Genomic DNA, 21,359 nt, shown 5'->3' with positions numbered 1-21,359 from the left:
TAGTCATAAAAAATATGAAACAGGATATCAAAATGGAATTTATAGCTCATTGTCGTGAAAAGGACAAGACAAAACAGGATTTATGGGAACATCTTAATGAAGTTTCAATTTTAACGGCACAGTTTACATCAGAATTGGGATTAAAAAAAGTAGGTGAATTAATAGGTCTGTTGCATGACCTTGGGAAAGCAAGCTCAGAATTTGATCGTTATATTCGATCTGCGGCAGGTTTGATTGATTCGGATGAAGATGATTACATAGATGCTAAAGGAAATAAAGGTAAGATAGATCATTCTAGTGCCGGTGCTCAAGCAATATATTTACATTTTACTAAACAAAATAATGAAGAATTATTGCCTATACAAATATTGTGTTTAGTTATTGCTTCACATCACTCAGGGCTAATAGATTGTTTAACTCCTGACGGTACTGATAATTTTACGAAAAGAATGTGCAAGCCAGATGAAAAAACACATACCGCAGAATGCATATCAAATTTAAATACTGATATTAAACAGAAGATTGAAAAATTAATAAAAGATAAATCGCTAATCAATGAATTAAATGAGAAATTAATAAATTTAAAGGAAGAAAATGATTCTAAAGAAACATTATTATTCAAAGTAGGGCTGTTAACTAAATTCATTTTTAGCTGTTTAATTGATGCAGACAGAATTAACACAGCAAACTTCGAATTTCCAGAGAATGCAGAGCAAAGAAATCAAGGAGATTATATATCTTGGAGTGTTCTGAGTAGTAGACTGGAAATTCATTTGAGCGAATTTGAGTGTAGCAATAATGTGGATTTACTACGCCAAGAAATATCAAGGGATTGTCTGGACTTTTCAAGCAAACCTAAAGGTCTTTATCAACTTACTGTACCTACAGGAGGAGGCAAAACACTTTCCAGCTTGCGTTTTGCCATAAATCATGCACAAAAGTATAAAATGGACCGTATTATTTACATAATCCCTTATACTTCAATAATTGATCAGAATGCTCAAACCGTGCGTGAAATTTTAGAGGAAAAAGATAAGGATGGGAAGTTTCTTAATAATGTAGTCCTTGAACATCATTCCAATTTAACTCCGGAGGAAGAGAGTTCAAAACAAAAACTGTTGGCTGAAAATTGGGATGCTCCTATAGTATTTACAACAATGGTCCAGTTTCTTGAAGCTTTATTTGGCTATGGGACAAGGAGCGCAAGAAGAATGCATCAACTGGCAAATGCAGTTATTATCTTTGATGAAATACAGACTATACCCGTGAGATGCGTCCATCTTTTTAATTTAGCAGTAAGGTTTCTAGTTAAATCATGTGGTTCGACAGTAGTGCTTTGCACTGCTACCCAGCCACTCCTAAATAAAATAAAACCGGAGTATAGGGCATTGCCTATAAAAGAAGATCGGCAAATGGTGCCAAATGTTGAGGAATTATTTAAAAAACTAAAACGGGTTAATGTTTGCAACATGATAAAGGCAGGAGGCTGGACGGATTTAGAGGTAGCTGGTTTAACAGAACAAAAATTGAATGAAACAGGGAGTGTCTTAATCATTGTAAATACAAAAAAATCTGCAGCAAACCTTTACAGGCAGCTCCAGTTACCTTTCGGAACAAAGATATATCATCTCAGTACAAACATGTGCCCTGCTCATAGACTCAAAGTTATAGATGATGTTAAAAAATGCCTGCCGAATAAAAATCCTGTAGTATGCGTCAGTACCCAATTGATTGAGGCGGGTGTAAATATTGATTTTGGCACAGTTATTCGGTATCTTGCGGGACTTGACTCAATTGCCCAGGCTGCAGGGCGCTGTAATAGAAATGGAATAAGACCTGTAGGAGATGTCTTAATTGTAAACCCAAAGGACGAAAACCTTGACAAATTGGCAGACATCAGGCTTGGTGCAGATAAGTCGCTGCGTGTACTTGATGAATATAAATCCGATCCTCAACGTTTTGATGGTGACATTCTAAGCCCGGCCGCCATGGAACAGTATTACAAGTATTATTTTTATGAACGGTCAGATGAAATGAGTTATCCCATAGAAAGTAAATCAAAAGCAGGAAGGAATGATAACCTGTTTGAATTACTGTCGACAAACAAATTGTCAGTTGAAGCATACAGGAGAATAAATAAACCTGCACTTAAAATACCACTTCGCCAATCTTTCAAAACAGCATCTGAGATTTTTCAGGCAATAGACTCATCTACCCGGGGCATAATAGTACCTTATGGTGAAGAAGGAAAAAGGATTATCAACGAGCTTTGTGCTGCAAAGCACCTGAAAGAGCAATACAGCCTGCTAAAAGAGGCCCAGCGGTATTCTGTGAATGTACTTGCATTCATGCTTGATAAGTTGGTTGAAAAGAAAATTGTTTATGAGACTCAGGAAGGTTCAGGCATTTTTTACCTGGACAGCCAGTATTACAATGAGCAATTTGGCATGAGCACATCCAAAGTTAATGAAATGGAATTATTAAATGTTTAAGGAGGTGTAGTATGAAAAACATAGTTGAATTTAAAGTTTATGGCAAATATGCACTATTTACCGACCCGCTTACAAAAATAGGTGGGGAGAAATGTTCCTACCAGATACCAACGTACCAAGCCTTGAAGGGAATTCTTGAATCAGTGTATTGGAAGCCCACTATTGTCTGGATTATAGATAAGGTAAGGATAATGAAAGCCATAAAGACCCAGTCTAAAAATATGAGGCCCATAAATTATAACGGGGGCAATACTCTTGCCATTTATACCTATCTCTCTGATGTTGAATATCAGGTCCAGGCACATTTTGAGTGGAATATGAACAGGGCAGATATGGAAAAGGACAGAAATGAAAACAAACATTATTTTATTGCAAAACGCATGATAGAAAGGGGCGGCAGGAGGGACATTTTCCTGGGGGCGCGGGAATGCCAGGGCTATGTGGAACCATGCATATTTGGGCAGGGCGAAGGATTTTATGATCAGTACGGTGAGATGGCATTTGGGCTTATGTTTCATGGCTTCGATTACCCGGATGAATCTGGGGAGAATGTTCTTAAGTCCCGTTTCTGGAGGCCTGTAATGCAAAACGGTATCATAGTATTTGACAGGCCGGAGAACTGCTCAATGAAGAAGGTTGTCAGGTCTATGCAGGCGAACCCAATCTTTTCAGTTGGACTGCAGGAGGAAAATCTTTTGGATGGTTATACCGGGGAGGAGATAACTCCATGAGTTGGATACAGGATCTTTATGAAACCTATGAAAACTGCCAGGGGATGATTGGAGTTAATGCAGGTGAAGATGTAGTACCGCTTTTACCTATCTGCCACACAACTCAAAAGGCACAAGTCGAGATAATTATTGATAATGACGGCAATTTTAAACGGGCAAAAGTGATACCGAAATCTGATTCAAGGACAATTGTCCCATGTACTGAAGCGTCAGGAGGAAGGTCAGGAGTAAAACCTGAATGCCACCCATTGTGCGATAAACTTCAATACATAGCAGGAGACTTCGTACAATATGGTGGGGATGTAACAAGAGGATATGCTTCAAATCCCAGGGAACCATTTGAGAAATATCATGAACTACTGAAAAAATGGTGTGAATCTGAATTTGCTCATCCGAAGGCAAAATCAATTTTGAAATACATTGAAAAAGAAACTGCAATAAAGGACTTAACTGGTTGTAAAGTTTTATGGGTTGACAGTAATAATAAATTAATTAAAAACAGGTCATCAAACAAAAAGAAAGGTGATGAAAGCGGACTGGATATATTTGATCTACTGCCAGGCAAGGAAAATAAAAAGACTGGTGTAATCGAAAACTGGCAGGCAAATGCCTTTGTGCGTTGGGCTGTAGAAACTCCCAATGATGTCAACCCGGCCGTCTATACTGACTCGAGTTTGTTTGACAGCTGGATAAAATATTATGAGAGCACAAAAGGGGAAGGAGCTTTTTGTCAGATCACCGGAAAGTATGTTCCTTTAGCTGATCAGCACCCTGCTAAGATAAGAAATGATGGTGATAAGGCAAAACTAATTTCTTCAAATGATAAAAAGGGTTTTACCTTTCGGGGACGATTTAAAACAGCTAACCAGGCATGCAGTGTTGGATTTGAGGTTACTCAAAAGGCTCATAATATCCTCCGATGGTTAATAGGAAGACAGGGGTATAAAAGGGGGGAGCAGGCAATTGTTGCATGGTCTATAAATGGTAATGAAATACCGGATCCTATGGCAGATACATTTTCATTAATAGGATTGGATTCTCTAGAAAGTGATTCGGGGCAGATAGTATGGACAGCCCAGGAATTTGCACTCAGATTGAATAAGAGAATCGCCGGATATAGTTTGGACATAGGAGACACAACCAATATTGTGGTTATTGGTTTGGACTCGTCTACTCCCGGTAGGATGTCATTGCCTTTATACCGTAAATTGACCGGTTCTGAATTCATTGAAAGAATTAATAATTGGCACACGAAATGTTCCTGGATCCATGATTATCGCCAAAAGGAGGTCATAGATAAAAATACTGGAAAGGCGAAAAAAATATATACCAGGTTTGTTGGAGCACCGGCACCGGATGATATCATCGAAGCGGCTTATGGCAGCAAGGTTGATGACAAACTGCGTAAGTCAGTTATTATGCGTATTCTGCCCTGCATTATAGATGGACAGAAGATTCCGAGGGATATTGTTGAATCAGTAGTACGGAGGGCTACAAACAGGATTGGCATGGAAAATTGGGAATGGAATAAAACGCTCAGCATAGCTTGTGCTCTTTATAGGAAATTTCACGAAGAGGAGGATTATGATATGTCATTAGATGAAAGCAGGAAAACAAGGGACTATCTATACGGAAGGCTGCTGGCTCTTGCTGATAACCTTGAGCAATGGGCATTAAATGAATCTGACGAAAAAAGGCCTACAAGCGCGGCAAGGTTCATGCAAAGATTTGCAGATCATCCCTATAGTACCTGGCGAAATATTGAACTAATGTTAGTACCATATAAGATGAGGCTTGGAAAGAAGAAGACTTATAAAATTGAGAAGCTGATAACAGAGGTAATGGCAATGTTTAAGCCGGAGGATTTTGTCTCTGACAGGAGATTAAGCGGCGAATTCTTACTTGGTTACCACTGCCAGAGGGAATCATTATTGAAAAATGATCGGAAAGATACTGCTAAAGAGTCAGCAAGTGAATAATCTGTATAAAAAAGAATGCCTGATGGCTACATTTTTTAGGATTAAATTCAAAAATAACAATGAGGAGGAAATTTTATGGAAACATTAAAAAACAAAATTGACTTTGCAGTGATCATAAATGTTAGGAATGCCAACCCCAATGGAGACCCTTTAAATGGTAATAGGCCCCGTGTCAATTACGATGGCATAGGAGAGATTTCAGATGTTTGCATAAAACGCAAGATAAGGAACCGGCTCTTGGAGGCAGGGAAGAACATTTTTGTTCAATCGGATGATTATAAGGTGGACGAGTATAAGAGCCTTAAGGCAAGGCTTGATGGAGAACTAAAAGGCATTGATATGAAAGATGAAAAGAAATACCGCGATGCAGTATGTAAAAAGTGGCTGGATGTCAGGGCTTTTGGGCAGGTCTTCGCATTTAAAGCCAGCACAAGGAGAAGCAGTAGAGGGAATGAAGATGATGAAGAACAGAATGATGAGAAAGCGGTATCTATTGGGATACGCGGACCGGTCTCTATACATCCGGCATTCAGTGTAAGCCCGGTAAGTCTAACCAGCATCCAGATAACAAAGAGTGTCAATAATGAGGGCGAAGGCGAAAAGAAGGCTTCGGATACTATGGGTATGAAACATCGGGTTGATCATGGCGTATATGTATTTTATGGAAGTATAAACCCTCAACTGGCAAGCATAACCGGCTTTACCGATGAGGATGCAGATGATATTAAGCATGCAATAGTTAATTTGTTCCAGAATGACGCTTCCACAGCAAGGCCGGAAGGTAGCATGGAAGTATATAGAGTATACTGGTGGAAACATAATGACAGGAACGGCCAATATTCTTCAGCAAAAGTCCACCGTACTTTAAAAGTAACCTTAAAGCCTGGTGTAACTGATCCTAAAGATATTAATGATTATGACATAAATCTTATTCCATTGGCAGATTTACAACCGGAAGTAATAGAGGGCAATTAACTTTAAGCTCCTAAATATAATTTCTTTATGCTCGGATATTGGAATTATAATAGCAATATTAGGCATAAGAAAAAAGAGGTATCAATGTATGTATAGCGAAGATGAACTATTGTCGCTTTCCGGTATTCAGCACTATTATTTCTGCAAGAGGCAGTGGGCTTTGATACATGTAGAGCAGCAGTGGTCGGAAAACATGGCTACCATGGAGGGCAAAGTTATTCATGAAAATGCGGATGACCCGTTTTTTACCGAGACCAGGAAAAATACATTTATCAGCAGGGCAATACCTCTGGTTTCATACAGGCTGGGTTTCTATGGCATTGCTGATATAGTGGAATTTACAGTCTCAAAGTCAGGGGTTGAGGTCAAAGGCAGGGACGGCAAATGGCTTCCCAATATTGTCGAATACAAACGTGGTAAGCCTAAAGAGGACGAGCGGGACATTGTCCAGCTCGTCGCACAGGCCCTGTGCTTGGAGGAAATGCTGAAATGTAAAATTGCTTCATCTGATTTCTTCTACAACGAAACCAAAAGAAGGGTTAAGGTGGAAATAACCGAAGCCTTAAGGAATCAGGTGGTAATCCTATCGGATGAGATGCACAGGATTTACAGTGAGAGAATTACCCCTAAGGCTGAGAGCGGCAAGCACTGCAAGAGCTGTTCGTTAACAGATATCTGCATGCCCCGTCTGACAAGCAAAAAAGCCAGTGTAGCAAATTATATTGATAAATATACAAAAGCGGGAGGTGATGGAAATTGAGGCATCTGCTCAATACGCTTTATATCACTAATCCTGACGCCTATGTTTCAAGGGATGGCGAGAATGTTGTCATAAAGGTGGATAACAATGAAGTGATGCGAAGGCCCATCCACATACTGGAGGGTATAGTTTGCTTTAATTATGTAGGTATAAGCCCGGGTTTAATGAGGCTTTGCGTAGAAAACAATGTGGGAGTGTCATTCCTCAATGAGTATGGCAGATTTATAGCCAGGCTATCTGGTGAAGTAAAGGGAAATGTGCTGCTGAGAAGAACCCAATACAGATATGCCGATGATAAAGGGAAAGCTGTCTCAATTTCAAAAAACTTTATCATTGGCAAAATAGCAAACTGTAGGAGTGTATTAAGCAGGGCAATAAGAGATCACGGAAACTCAATCGATGTTGACAATATGAACCATGTGCTGGGAAATCTGTCATCTGCGTTGGAGGATGTGAAAAAGACTTCAGATAGTGATGAATTAAGGGGGATAGAGGGCGAAGCAGCCCGGAGTTACTTTTCTGTGTTCAATAATCTGATTTTACAGCAAAAACAGGACTTCAATTTTACTGAACGAAACAGAAGGCCTCCTGTGGATAATATTAATGCACTGCTTTCCTATGCATATACGCTTTTGACATTTGAGATGGAAAGCGCCCTGGAAACCGTGGGACTGGACCCTTATGTAGGTTTCTTTCATACCGACCGGCCAGGAAGAGTAAGCCTGGCACTGGACATGATTGAGGAACTGCGGCCTTACATGGCGGAAAGGTTTGTAATTTCATTAATCAATAGAAAGCAGATTTCCCCGGACGGTTTTATTGCAAAGGAAAGTGGGGGAATCATAATGGACAAGGACACAAAGGCTGCATTCCTTACAGCCTGGCAGAAACGAAAACAGGAAGAAATAACTCATCCTTTCCTCAATGAAAAGATAGAGATAGGGCTGCTGCCATATGTTCAGGCGATGTTAATGGCAAGATTTTTAAGAAATGATATTGAAAGTTATCCGCCATTTTTTATGGGATAGGCAGGTGATGAATCTTGATGGTCTTAGTTACATACGATGTCAATACTGAAAGTGACGGTGGGAAAACAAGGCTGAGAAGGGTTGCCAAGGTGTGCACTAATTATGGGCAAAGAGTGCAAAACTCTGTATTTGAATGCATGCTGGACCCTGCACAGTTTGTGGGCTTGAAAGACTCCTTATCAAAAATAATTGATGAAAAAAGGGATAGCTTAAGGTTTTATTTATTGGGTAAGAATTGGGAAAACAGGGTTGAACAAATGGGCAAAAATAACACATATAATCCTACTGATGATGTGATGCTTGTCTGATTTCTGCGAACCATAAGTGCACAGAGAAAACCGGGAGTTTCGCAAGTAAAATTGGCTGGATGGAAAGTGAAAAACCAGATTTTCAATGTGTTCAATGCTAAATTTGCCAGGATAGTTTACTCATTATATACATTTTTAATATCAATTTACGTTTATTGCTAATATTGAATGCTTAAAAATAACATTTAGTGGAGTCGCACCCTTCACGGGTGCGTGGATTGAAATTATAGTGTTGGCAGACGGTATGGAGTATCGCCTACGTCGCACCCTTCACGGGTGCGTGGATTGAAATAACCAAATTATAATATTTCATTGCAAGAATGGAATGTCGCACCCTTCACGGGTGCGTGGATTGAAATAAAAAAATTATACTAATATAAAAGAAGTAATAGAGTCGCACCCTTCACGGGTGCGTGGATTGAAATATTTTGATAGTTTAATCTGTGATGAGATTCATGAGTCGCACCCTTCACGGGTGCGTGGATTGAAATTTTGCTTGTTACGATTATTTGAACCAAGTTTACATTGTCGCACCCTTCACGGGTGCGTGGATTGAAATATTGGAATGGTGTTAAAGATAAAGCAGGGCGTACAGTCGCACCCTTCACGGGTGCGTGGATTGAAATTTTTCTAACCTGTGGAACGGGGTAAAGGCTACTACGTCGCACCCTTCACGGGTGCGTGGATTGAAATTAGCAGAAATATAAAGGAGGGGGCGAAAGATTGAGTCGCACCCTTCACGGGTGCGTGGATTGAAATACCTCTCCGGTTTATTTGATTTCCAAAAGGATGTAGGTCGCACCCTTCACGGGTGCGTGGATTGAAATAAAGTAGGTGGATATGATGAAGTGCCTTAAAATAGTCGCACCCTTCACGGGTGCGTGGATTGAAATAAGCGGAAAGGCGATACAGGCACAAAGGATGTGAGTCGCACCCTTCACGGGTGCGTGGATTGAAATCATTAATAACTGAAAAGTATCAAGAAACTATTTTGTCGCACCCTTCACGGGTGCGTGGATTGAAATATTAACTCATATATTTTATCGTTTTCCATAAAAAGTCGCACCCTTCACGGGTGCGTGGATTGAAATCTTTGTTTTGGTTGAGGGAAATGAAAATGAAAGAGTCGCACCCTTCACGGGTGCGTGGATTGAAATAATAAATTTTTGTCTTAATGTATTCGCCCATGTTAGTCGCACCCTTCACGGGTGCGTGGATTGAAATATCAACTGGAGTTCATGGCGCAAATATAGGAGGTGAAGTCGCACCCTTCACGGGTGCGTGGATTGAAATTTTTCAAATAGCCGCTTGAATGCAACCCTGTACTCGTCGCACCCTTCACGGGTGCGTGGATTGAAATCTTGATGATGGGAAGGTAAACGGATCCGAGCAGAGTCGCACCCTTCACGGGTGCGTGGATTGAAATTATAACTATACCTAAAGAAGTATTAAATAATTCATAGTCGCACCCTTCACGGGTGCGTGGATTGAAATTGGTATAAGGTTACATCAGATTCAGATATAAGTGGGTCGCACCCTTCACGGGTGCGTGGATTGAAATTATTCATTTTAGCTCCTCCTTATATTTCAATCTCGTCGCACCCTTCACGGGTGCGTGGATTGAAATTCCAGATTCAACATCAGATTGTTTTCTAACTAGGCAGTCGCACCCTTCACGGGTGCGTGGATTGAAATCAATGAATCAGCCACACAGTATGATGTTAATAACGTCGCACCCTTCACGGGTGCGTGGATTGAAATACCTCTTTTTAATTACGCTATATGAGTAACTTTATGTCGCACCCTTCACGGGTGCGTGGATTGAAATCGAGAAAATGGTTATTACTGGGGAATAGAGCTTGGTCGCACCCTTCACGGGTGCGTGGATTGAAATTGTTCAATCAAAGTAATGAGCTTTTCAGGATAATCGTCGCACCCTTCACGGGTGCGTGGATTGAAATGTTTACCTCCTTTCGATAATATTATTGTAATGTATGTCGCACCCTTCACGGGTGCGTGGATTGAAATATTTGAGCGCTATGAGACAATATACAGGCTTTATAGTCGCACCCTTCACGGGTGCGTGGATTGAAATCTGCATTGAGGATGCGCTTATTCAAACATTGCAAGTCGCACCCTTCACGGGTGCGTGGATTGAAATCGAACACAATAGGGAAAGTAAACGGAAAGGTTAAGTCGCACCCTTCACGGGTGCGTGGATTGAAATTTGCAAATATATATTCATCCCTGCAGCCGGCACTGTCGCACCCTTCACGGGTGCGTGGATTGAAATATGGGTATGCCGAAGCAGCGCAGATTTACCACGTGTCGCACCCTTCACGGGTGCGTGGATTGAAATTCAACTTTTTCGATTATGTCATACTCACTTGTGAGGTCGCACCCTTCACGGGTGCGTGGATTGAAATCGAGTATATGAATGGTTTGAAAAGTGGCTTGAGGGTCGCACCCTTCACGGGTGCGTGGATTGAAATATCAACAGTATTAAGCATGAATTTGATATAGATAAGTCGCACCCTTCACGGGTGCGTGGATTGAAATAATATAAGCTTTTTTTCTTTATTTTTGGACCTATTAGTCGCACCCTTCACGGGTGCGTGGATTGAAATTTTTAAGGCCTGAGCAGTCTGGGATGTTAATTCCGTCGCACCCTTCACGGGTGCGTGGATTGAAATCATATACCGGTATATAATTTCTTTAACTTTTTTATGTCGCACCCTTCACGGGTGCGTGGATTGAAATTCCTCTGCTATTAACTTTGGAATCCAGACTGACAAGTCGCACCCTTCACGGGTGCGTGGATTGAAATTCCTACCTTGGTCCTTAATATCAAGCCTGATATCGTCGCACCCTTCACGGGTGCGTGGATTGAAATTCACAAGCATATCGACATATATCTGGTTAACCATTATGTCGCACCCTTCACGGGTGCGTGGATTGAAATCTTTTTGCTCTTTCCGTAAAATTCCTTACGTATCGTCGCACCCTTCACGGGTGCGTGGATTGAAATGCTGTTACCGCCGCAATCTTCCATGCAACCACAGGTCGCACCCTTCACGGGTGCGTGGATTGAAATCAAGAAATGGCTGCAATAAGTAAGGTTTTGGATAGTCGCACCCTTCACGGGTGCGTGGATTGAAATTCCAATATATAGCCTCCTTTATATTTCAATCTCCGTCGCACCCTTCACGGGTGCGTGGATTGAAATGGCAGTTGTCCCGGAAGTTATACGGGAAAGAATGGGTCGCACCCTTCACGGGTGCGTGGATTGAAATGCTCTTGCTGGCTTTGATGGCGATAAAGTCGGGATGTCGCACCCTTCACGGGTGCGTGGATTGAAATCAACGAGGAGCTTAATTTTATAAAACTGTTTTTAGGTCGCACCCTTCACGGGTGCGTGGATTGAAATCTGCATATCTTTACAAAAAAGTTTAATACAACAAGTCGCACCCTTCACGGGTGCGTGGATTGAAATTGCATACTAGACACTCTAGCCATCGGCATCATCTTGTCGCACCCTTCACGGGTGCGTGGATTGAAATAAATACGTTACATTCAGACTGTTTAAGAATCAAGTAAGTCGCACCCTTCACGGGTGCGTGGATTGAAATAAAATGGCAAGGTAGATACAAAAACTCAATTTGAAGTCGCACCCTTCACGGGTGCGTGGATTGAAATATTTGAAATGTCACTGAAATTGCGTTCATAAGCATGTCGCACCCTTCACGGGTGCGTGGATTGAAATTGGGCAGGCCTGCAATTACATTCGACCCGTGGCAGTCGCACCCTTCACGGGTGCGTGGATTGAAATCATTTGGCAATCACTATGAATATACCAGTACCTACGTCGCACCCTTCACGGGTGCGTGGATTGAAATGTCAAGACAAAATGCGAAATGCTGGAAAGCAACAGTCGCACCCTTCACGGGTGCGTGGATTGAAATTTATTTGCTATCTTCTTTTGCCTTTTTATCAAACGTCGCACCCTTCACGGGTGCGTGGATTGAAATTTAAAACCGTTTAGCAGCTCAAAGTATGCAAAGTAGTCGCACCCTTCACGGGTGCGTGGATTGAAATTGGGCAGGCCTGCAATTACATTCGACCCGTGGCAGTCGCACCCTTCACGGGTGCGTGGATTGAAATAGACTGTTTAAGAATCAAGTAAACGGCGGTATTGAGTCGCACCCTTCACGGGTGCGTGGATTGAAATCGGATAATAGACAAGCAGACTGACAAAGAAGCTGAGTCGCACCCTTCACGGGTGCGTGGATTGAAATAATACTAAACTGCATAGCCGAACCAAGGAAAAGAGTCGCACCCTTCACGGGTGCGTGGATTGAAATCCGAAAACCACATGATTTTAATAGCTCTTTCTTAGTCGCACCCTTCACGGGTGCGTGGATTGAAATCCCAATCTTCAAACATATCATACCAATTATTTGCGTCGCACCCTTCACGGGTGCGTGGATTGAAATTCTTTACAATTATTATGATACTACAATGTAGTATGTCGCACCCTTCACGGGTGCGTGGATTGAAATTTACAATTACAGAATTATAATCTAATATGTTTGAGTCGCACCCTTCACGGGTGCGTGGATTGAAATTCATCACATCACTTCAACGGCCGGACAGGGCTAAGTCGCACCCTTCACGGGTGCGTGGATTGAAATTGATAAATAAGGATGGGAAGCAGATAGAGTTTAAAGTCGCACCCTTCACGGGTGCGTGGATTGAAATTCAATTTGCATAGCCTCCACAATATCCTTAGGTAAGTCGCACCCTTCACGGGTGCGTGGATTGAAATTGCATGGGAGCGGGTGAATGCAAATATGCCTGCGAGTCGCACCCTTCACGGGTGCGTGGATTGAAATGGTTAAAGTCAATGATAACGAGTGGAGAATAGATCGTCGCACCCTTCACGGGTGCGTGGATTGAAATTAAATTGGTAATCGAAAAATTTAGCAAACGTAAAATGTCGCACCCTTCACGGGTGCGTGGATTGAAATAGGTATGGCAATAGATGGACAACCGCATGGTAATTGTCGCACCCTTCACGGGTGCGTGGATTGAAATTTGCTCAGCGAAATACACTGTATAACTTTTTTCAGGTCGCACCCTTCACGGGTGCGTGGATTGAAATTACGACATGGAAGATGCTGACCACTATAAGCTCAAGTCGCACCCTTCACGGGTGCGTGGATTGAAATTATGTAGGCTTTCAAGCACTTAACGGTCACCTGTGTCGCACCCTTCACGGGTGCGTGGATTGAAATAGTGCTATACATTTGGTTTGCTAATGATTGCGCAGGTCGCACCCTTCACGGGTGCGTGGATTGAAATCTTGCCTCAAGGGCGAAAGTTTCCTCCCCTTCCAGGTCGCACCCTTCACGGGTGCGTGGATTGAAATATGACAATGCCATTTTAAATGTTTATGCTGCATTAGTCGCACCCTTCACGGGTGCGTGGATTGAAATCCTTTGTATCTTACGATATCGCCCTCATATATTTTGTCGCACCCTTCACGGGTGCGTGGATTGAAATATGACAATGCCATTTTAAATGTTTATGCTGCATTGTCGCACCCTTCACGGGTGCGTGGATTGAAATCATATATATTGTATCATCACATTTGATATTTTAAGTCGCACCCTTCACGGGTGCGTGGATTGAAATTCATCACATCACTTCAACGGCCGGACAGGGCTAAGTCGCACCCTTCACGGGTGCGTGGATTGAAATTTTTTCATCTGCTTCATAGTTATTAATATAGTTTTCGTCGCACCCTTCACGGGTGCGTGGATTGAAATTCCTATGCAAGGAGATGTAAAGGCCATAATACCAAGTCGCACCCTTCACGGGTGCGTGGATTGAAATAAACCCTCAAGGGGTGATTGAATGCAAAATAATCGTCGCACCCTTCACGGGTGCGTGGATTGAAATTTACTAAAAAGGATTTGGCCGAAAGGTGGCAGGTCGTCGCACCCTTCACGGGTGCGTGGATTGAAATAGAAAATCGTTGATAGGCTGGGAGCCTACGAAGATGTCGCACCCTTCACGGGTGCGTGGATTGAAATAATTTGTCAAAGTTACAATCCAGTGATTTTGACAAGTCGCACCCTTCACGGGTGCGTGGATTGAAATACCGCCAAATGAATATTTTACAATATTACCCTATGTCGCACCCTTCACGGGTGCGTGGATTGAAATTCTTTTAATCTTTCATTATTTTTATTATATCATGGTCGCACCCTTCACGGGTGCGTGGATTGAAATATTATCAAGCATATCCTGTAATGTTTTATCATCGAGTCGCACCCTTCACGGGTGCGTGGATTGAAATCCTTTGTATCTTACGATATAGCCCTCATATATTTGTCGCACCCTTCACGGGTGCGTGGATTGAAATATACACAATATGTGCGTCATTCCCCGCATGTAGTCTGTCGCACCCTTCACGGGTGCGTGGATTGAAATTTTTATCCTTGCATTTGCTTTTTCATTTGTATCTGTCGCACCCTTCACGGGTGCGTGGATTGAAATAAAGGTAATGCAACCTTCTTCAACCGCTTCATCTTCTGTCGCACCCTTCACGGGTGCGTGGATTGAAATAATATATCTTTCCATCTAATGCCGCACTCAAGAAGGGTCGCACCCTTCACGGGTGCGTGGATTGAAATAAGCAAGACTTGGCAAGGTAGAAACGGCATTAATGTCGCACCCTTCACGGGTGCGTGGATTGAAATAAAAGAAGGGGTGAGAGCATGAAACATAAGCGTAGGTCGCACCCTTCACGGGTGCGTGGATTGAAATTTTGTTGTCCATCCATATCGGAGCATAAACACTGTGTCGCACCCTTCACGGGTGCGTGGATTGAAATTTTATCTGGGTAAACTCTATCTGTTACAGCTCCAGTCGCACCCTTCACGGGTGCGTGGATTGAAATTGCCCTGGATATATCAGAGACGGATTTGCTATGTGTCGCACCCTTCACGGGTGCGTGGATTGAAATTCTGATAAATATCCCAATCTTCCCACTGCTCAGGGGTCGCACCCTTCACGGGTGCGTGGATTGAAATCTCCAAACAACAACGTTTATAAAATCTGCATCATAGTCGCACCCTTCACGGGTGCGTGGATTGAAATCTTATTTTTTTTGCAATGTATGGCAATGTTTGTGGAGTCGCACCCTTCACGGGTGCGTGGATTGAAATCCTCATAGGCATTCTATTTGTACATTCTAATTCGTGTCGCACCCTTCACGGGTGCGTGGATTGAAATATAATAGCATCAGCAAGACCATCAATATTTACGGTGTCGCACCCTTCACGGGTGCGTGGATTGAAATTATTCAAATGGCTATTAATATGATCGCTGGATTAAGTCGCACCCTTCACGGGTGCGTGGATTGAAATTGCATATATCTGTGTAGTGGAAGGATCCTCATGTCGTCGCACCCTTCACGGGTGCGTGGATTGAAATATTCACGCTATCAAATATACTATTAAGAGTATCAGTCGCACCCTTCACGGGTGCGTGGATTGAAATTTCTTCTACTGAATCAAAGTCATCCTCTGCTCTTGGTCGCACCCTTCACGGGTGCGTGGATTGAAATCCGGTTGCTATTGTTATTTGGCCGTCATACTTGATGTCGCACCCTTCACGGGTGCGTGGATTGAAATAAAATGGCAAGGTAGATACAAAAACTCAATTTGAAGTCGCACCCTTCACGGGTGCGTGGATTGAAATCCGAGAAGGATGTCGAAATCGCAACAAAGATTAAGGGTCGCACCCTTCACGGGTGCGTGGATTGAAATCGGATAATAGACAAGCAGACTGACAAAGAAGCTGAGTCGCACCCTTCACGGGTGCGTGGATTGAAATAGTAGAAGAAGAATCAGAAGATGACTTTTTAGGTTAGTCGCACCCTTCACGGGTGCGTGGATTGAAATAAATATCCACTGCTTAGCCGGCACGTCCAGCCGAGTCGCACCCTTCACGGGTGCGTGGATTGAAATCGATACTGATGAAGGTAAGAGCGTTGATGATGAAGGTCGCACCCTTCACGGGTGCGTGGATTGAAATAATTTTTCAAAATTTACTATGCCGTTATGCCTTGATGTCGCACCCTTCACGGGTGCGTGGATTGAAATCGCACAATGCAGATGTGACTATATTGCATAATTTACGTCGCACCCTTCACGGGTGCGTGGATTGAAATATAAAATAAGAAAGTATAATGATAACATAACATTAAGTCGCACCCTTCACGGGTGCGTGGATTGAAATATTTCATCTGCAATTTGTTCAAGCGTTTTATGCGTGTCGCACCCTTCACGGGTGCGTGGATTGAAATACGTCTCGGTAATGGGAAAAATAAAAGCATTTGCTCGTCGCACCCTTCACGGGTGCGTGGATTGAAATACAATATATGACAAGGTAAAGCAACATTTCAGATAGTCGCACCCTTCACGGGTGCGTGGATTGAAATATTTTTAGCCTTCCAGCATTTTAGGCGATTTCGTAGTCGCACCCTTCACGGGTGCGTGGATTGAAATATAACCGATTTGAGTTTGGGTTGCGGTATTGGTTCGTCGCACCCTTCACGGGTGCGTGGATTGAAATTAATTTAATACCTCAACACTTACTGTATTCGTTCCAGTCGCACCCTTCACGGGTGCGTGGATTGAAATGCAGAATTCAGGGATATGTATATACGGCATTATGGGTCGCACCCTTCACGGGTGCGTGGATTGAAATATATGCGTAAGGCTATGAAAATTCTTATGGAAAAAGTCGCACCCTTCACGGGTGCGTGGATTGAAATCTCATAGGGCTTTTATGTTACTCTGGTTTATTTTCAGTCGCACCCTTCACGGGTGCGTGGATTGAAATACATATGAGAAGGTGATAGAATGCAATACAGTATAGTCGCACCCTTCACGGGTGCGTGGATTGAAATCAGTGACCGGTGACCAGATAAAGGCATTAATGCCAGTCGCACCCTTCACGGGTGCGTGGATTGAAATAGTTTTGAAGCCTGCCAACCTGCCTATTATGGCAGGGTCGCACCCTTCACGGGTGCGTGGATTGAAATGGCACAGGAGCCGGGGATTACACCAGTGCAAAGCGTCGCACCCTTCACGGGTGCGTGGATTGAAATATTGCTAATTGTTACCTGCATCGGGGAATCAGATTTGTCGCACCCTTCACGGGTGCGTGGATTGAAATCCCCTTATCACATTTAGTTGTAAGCATGGGTAAAGTCGCACCCTTCACGGGTGCGTGGATTGAAATAAATTTGTCAAAGTTACAATCCAGTGATTTTGACGTCGCACCCTTCACGGGTGCGTGGATTGAAATTGAACATTTTATATGATTATTTGTAAACCACATTGTCGCACCCTTCACGGGTGCGTGGATTGAAATTCGGTTGGCGCTGAAACGGTGAAGTCGAAAGAGGAGTCGCACCCTTCACGGGTGCGTGGATTGAAATTCAATAACAGTTTCAATAACGAATTCAATAACGATATAGTCGCACCATTCACGGGTGCGTGGATTGAAATTTAAAGATATAGTTGACAATCTCAAACAGGCCACAGCGTCGCACCCTTCACGGGTGCGTGGATTGAAATTTGTTGGAGCCATGGGAGAAATTTGTTATATATAAGTCGCACCCTTCACGGGTGCGTGGATTGAAATCCATACTACAACCCGGGGCAAACATAATTGAATGGAGTCGCACCCTTCACGGGTGCGTGGATTGAAATACCTCCTTTACCTGTAACTCGTTCAATCTATCCCGTCGCACCCTTCACGGGTGCGTGGATTGAAATCTTGCATATTGTTCATCATCTTGTGATGGTAGATGTCGCACCCTTCACGGGTGCGTGGATTGAAATATATTTTTGGCCTAAAAGTATGTTAAATTTAGTAAAGTCGCACCCTTCACGGGTGCGTGGATTGAAATTCCCGATGATGCTTCCTCAGTTCCTTCGCCAAGTATGTCGCACCCTTCACGGGTGCGTGGATTGAAATTTGCTGCTTTGCGTGGCATATGAATAGATGGGTGCCGTCGCACCCTTCACGGGTGCGTGGATTGAAATATGTAATGCATCCGGCAGGCTTGATACCGCAGTAAGTCGCACCCTTCACGGGTGCGTGGATTGAAATTGAATATGGAGAACTTGTTAACTTAGATAGTTTGGTCGCACCCTTCACGGGTGCGTGGATTGAAATTATAGAGATATTGAACGAGCCTATATAAAGAAGCAGTCGCACCCTTCACGGGTGCGTGGATTGAAATAGTTTTGGCAGGCATTTTTAGCCAATATGTTGGTGTCGCACCCTTCACGGGTGCGTGGATTGAAATACTCTGATACACTGTTTATGATAGAAAGATTGTAAGTCGCACCCTTCACGGGTGCGTGGATTGAAATCGGCATCCATAAGCTGCATGCCTGCGACTGCAAGGTCGCACCCTTCACGGGTGCGTGGATTGAAATCTTTTTAGTCTGCCGAAATGGCGGTTAGCAATATGTCGCACCCTTCACGGGTGCGTGGATTGAAATCCTATAATTAATTATCAAATTAAATTCCACCCCTTATCCTTTTAAAGTGGAAGTTACTTTGAAATTTCACACTTGATAAAAATAAAAAGCTTGAAAGCCCTTGAAATTAGGAGGCTTCAAGCTTTTTGGGACTGATTAAAAAGTGAGTAATTTTTTATGATTTTGTACTTTTTAAAATTTTTTTCATTTGGCTTGTGCTAACAATCTGATAATCAGTGCGGAAACCAAACGTTTCATGTAAGTCATCTGTAAAATCAGTTCTGGCATAAGCAGGTATGTAACCGTCGCCCTTCGCTTCAAAGAAATTCATGTCCCTCAATCCGTTAATTATTTCCCGGCATGTATATTTCCTGTTCAGTTTCTTTTCAAGTAATCTGTAGATGACCAGGGAAATGAAACAGGTAGTAAAATGGGCTTTTATCCTGTCATCCCTGCTCAGGTATACTGGTCTTGCCTTGAATTCGCTTTTCATGATCCGAAAACATTCTTCGATTTCCCATCGTCTTTTATTCACCCTGATAATTTCGGAAGCATTATCTTCAAGATTAGTACACACAGCATAGAAGCCATCGAATGCTTCTTCCTTTGAAATAAGTTCCGTGTTTATGCTGTAATGTTCGGCAGTGCAGTGGTCTTTCTCAATAAACCTTTTGTAATCATTGGAGTTATATTTTTTTAACTTTCCAGGGTTGAAATCAATCACCTTTTGTGCCCGTTCTACCTGGGAGTTTCGAATCATCCTCTGATAATTACGGTATTTGATGGAGTATGTTACAACAATCCTCTGTTCCAAACCATTTTCTTTTATCCATCGTTCCTTATGAAAGATTTTATCCCTGTCTTTGTCCTCGTCAAGTTTTGTAATGTCATAGGTGCCATTATCAGCAAGGGACCAGCCTCCTGGGTCAAGAGCCCATTTTTTAAGGTTAATCTTTAGCTTTTTGATGGACTGTGCCGTAATGAACGCCCTTTCGCCTTTATTGTTAAATTTCCTGTTGCCATCCGATGCCAGCCCTGCGTCAGTACACACAATAAACTTTGAAAGGTTAAAATCGGATAGGATTTTTTTCTCCAGCGGCTTTAATGTCAGTTGCTCATTTGTATTTCCCTTGTCGATGTCAAAGGCAAGAGGAATGCCATCTCCGTCCATAAACAGTCCCATATGTACGATGGGGTTTGGCCTGTGTTCTTTTGAAACACCATATTGTTTCAACCCCTCTTCCTGCTCGGTTTCAAAAAAGTAATTGGTGCAGTCGTAATAAAGCACGCCCGTATTTCTTTTGGAAATCTTCAGGCTGTTATTGTACAGGGAAGACTGTATGAAGTCACCTTCCCTGGCAACAATTTCGAGTACTCTATATACATGCTGGAGTTCAAAATCAGGTTGCTCTATAAACCTCTTGGAAAGCTGGAATGTTGCAAGCTTTGAAGATGGGTAAATGATTCTTGCATATACCAGTCTTGAAAGTATTGAATTCAAATTGAACGTAAATTTATACTTTCGGGATATTTTATTACAGACATTATTGAGTCCGAGTTTGTAGTATATCTGCTGTAGAAAAAGGTAGCCGCCATTAAAAGAACGCTGTTCGCCTTTTGCAATTATCTTGGCTGGAGAATACTTGACTATAACCTCACGGTTTTCTTCCCTTTCTTTTTGGTTAAGTTCCTCGATATGTTTTTTTGCCCACTCGATAGGATCCTGCCCGTTTAATTTTTTAGTTAACTCCTTAACTGTTCCAAGCTTTTCAACAATCTTAGACGAGTGTTTTCCGTGTTCATATGTAGATTTGATAACATAAAGCGATGCTGCGTTTGGGGATTTGGATATTTTTAATCTCATAAATAACACCTTCCATCCCTTATATTATACCACAGTACCCTAAAGTACTCAATAGTAAAATAGATAAATTTGACGTTTTTTTAATAAAAAAAGCCCTGTTTTCAAGCTTCCATAAAATTTTGCCATCTACACAACTGTCAAAGACCCGAATTACGCTCCTTCCGAAATATTAATGCTGAAATGGCATTTTTAAAAAATCCTTTGATAAGGATTTTGGAAGGAAATGGGTTCGCGAATTTGCCGTGCAATGGGTCCCTTATCCTGTTGCCTTTGTGTAATAAGTTGTATATCCTGACTTTTGCAGTTAAATAGGCATAGAAGTAGTCTCAAACCGGCATAATATGCAAGTTTGAGGCTGCCCATTTTTGTCATAATATCATAGTGAATTTTGACTTTTTTTTGTGTCGGCTAAAATTTTTTTAATTTCACCCAAACTTCTGATTCTCTTGGAAAAATCTATGCCAAAAATATTCCCGATATCTTTTAAAGTGTCATCGTAATAATCGAATAGGTAATAGTTCTGTTTTATGTGAGTACATTCTGCCTTGCTCAGACTATCCAGCATCTGCCCAATACTATATTTATGATCAAGTTTCATTTCAAGAATTCTTGCAATAACCAATGCTACAAAGCAAGTCATAAAATGTGCCTGTA

Annotated in this window: 9 protein-coding genes and 1 CRISPR repeat array; of the genes, 7 read left to right on the top strand and 2 right to left on the bottom strand. The window is 42.3% G+C overall.

Annotated elements, in window-relative coordinates:
• Positions 1-14 precede the first annotated feature (14 nt).
• The 7 genes from cas3 (at position 15) to cas2 (ending at position 8,273) form a co-directional block, all read left to right on the top strand.
• Positions 15-2,492, top strand: a complete 2,478-nt coding sequence (cas3, locus tag QME45_10085) for a CRISPR-associated helicase Cas3' (GenBank protein ID MDI6619004.1) — start codon at positions 15-17, stop codon at positions 2,490-2,492.
• 11 nt (positions 2,493-2,503) lie between these two features.
• Positions 2,504-3,223 carry a type I-C CRISPR-associated protein Cas5c gene (gene cas5c, locus QME45_10080; GenBank protein MDI6619003.1) on the top strand — a complete coding sequence of 240 codons (720 nt, stop codon included), beginning with the start codon at positions 2,504-2,506 and terminating at the stop codon, positions 3,221-3,223.
• The gene (gene cas8c / locus QME45_10075) at positions 3,220-5,202 is read left to right on the top strand and encodes a type I-C CRISPR-associated protein Cas8c/Csd1 (protein MDI6619002.1); all 1,983 of its coding nucleotides are present in this window, start codon (positions 3,220-3,222) and stop codon (positions 5,200-5,202) included. Before cas5c ends, cas8c begins: the two co-directional genes overlap by 4 nt.
• Before the next feature lie 75 nt (positions 5,203-5,277).
• Positions 5,278-6,177, top strand: coding sequence for a type I-C CRISPR-associated protein Cas7/Csd2 (gene cas7c / locus QME45_10070; GenBank protein MDI6619001.1), 900 nt, complete (start codon positions 5,278-5,280; stop codon positions 6,175-6,177).
• A gap of 88 nt (positions 6,178-6,265) precedes the next feature.
• The gene (gene cas4, locus QME45_10065; protein ID MDI6619000.1) at positions 6,266-6,937 is read left to right on the top strand and encodes a CRISPR-associated protein Cas4; all 672 of its coding nucleotides are present in this window, start codon (positions 6,266-6,268) and stop codon (positions 6,935-6,937) included.
• The gene (gene cas1c, locus QME45_10060) at positions 6,934-7,965 is read left to right on the top strand and encodes a type I-C CRISPR-associated endonuclease Cas1c (GenBank protein MDI6618999.1); all 1,032 of its coding nucleotides are present in this window, start codon (positions 6,934-6,936) and stop codon (positions 7,963-7,965) included. The genes cas4 and cas1c overlap by 4 nt, the downstream gene beginning before the upstream one ends.
• Before the next feature lie 14 nt (positions 7,966-7,979).
• The gene (gene cas2, locus QME45_10055; protein ID MDI6618998.1) at positions 7,980-8,273 is read left to right on the top strand and encodes a CRISPR-associated endonuclease Cas2; all 294 of its coding nucleotides are present in this window, start codon (positions 7,980-7,982) and stop codon (positions 8,271-8,273) included.
• A 193-nt stretch (positions 8,274-8,466) separates the two neighbouring features.
• Positions 8,467-18,862: a CRISPR direct-repeat array (repeat unit 32 nt; unit sequence GTCGCACCCTTCACGGGTGCGTGGATTGAAAT).
• A gap of 154 nt (positions 18,863-19,016) precedes the next feature.
• Here cas2 and QME45_10050 read toward each other — a convergent pair.
• Together QME45_10050 and QME45_10045 are read right to left on the bottom strand one after the other, a co-directional pair.
• Positions 19,017-20,705: an IS1634 family transposase gene (locus QME45_10050; protein ID MDI6618997.1), complete on the bottom strand. Its 1,689-nt coding sequence runs from the start codon at positions 20,703-20,705 to the stop codon at positions 19,017-19,019.
• A 376-nt stretch (positions 20,706-21,081) separates the two neighbouring features.
• The coding region (locus QME45_10045; protein ID MDI6618996.1) for a transposase at positions 21,082-21,359 on the bottom strand (278 nt) is incomplete at its 5' end.

This window comes from Clostridiales bacterium, assembly GCA_030016385.1.
In the GTDB taxonomy this organism is placed as follows: domain Bacteria; phylum Bacillota; class Clostridia; order Clostridiales; family Oxobacteraceae; genus JASEJN01.
The sequence above is the reverse complement of the archived record's forward strand: the minus strand, read 5'-3'. Positions and strand labels throughout refer to the sequence as shown.

Bases quoted from the DNA above. Each gene is read 5' to 3' on its own strand.
- cas3 (MDI6619004.1), top strand. From the start codon at position 15: ATGAAACAGGATATCAAAATGGAATTTATAGCTCATTGTCGTGAAAAG.
- cas5c (MDI6619003.1), top strand. From the start codon at position 2,504: ATGAAAAACATAGTTGAATTTAAAGTTTATGGCAAATATGCACTATTT.
- cas8c (MDI6619002.1), top strand. From the start codon at position 3,220: ATGAGTTGGATACAGGATCTTTATGAAACCTATGAAAACTGCCAGGGG.
- cas7c (MDI6619001.1), top strand. From the start codon at position 5,278: ATGGAAACATTAAAAAACAAAATTGACTTTGCAGTGATCATAAATGTT.
- cas4 (MDI6619000.1), top strand. From the start codon at position 6,266: ATGTATAGCGAAGATGAACTATTGTCGCTTTCCGGTATTCAGCACTAT.
- QME45_10050 (MDI6618997.1), bottom strand. From the start codon at position 20,705: ATGAGATTAAAAATATCCAAATCCCCAAACGCAGCATCGCTTTATGTT.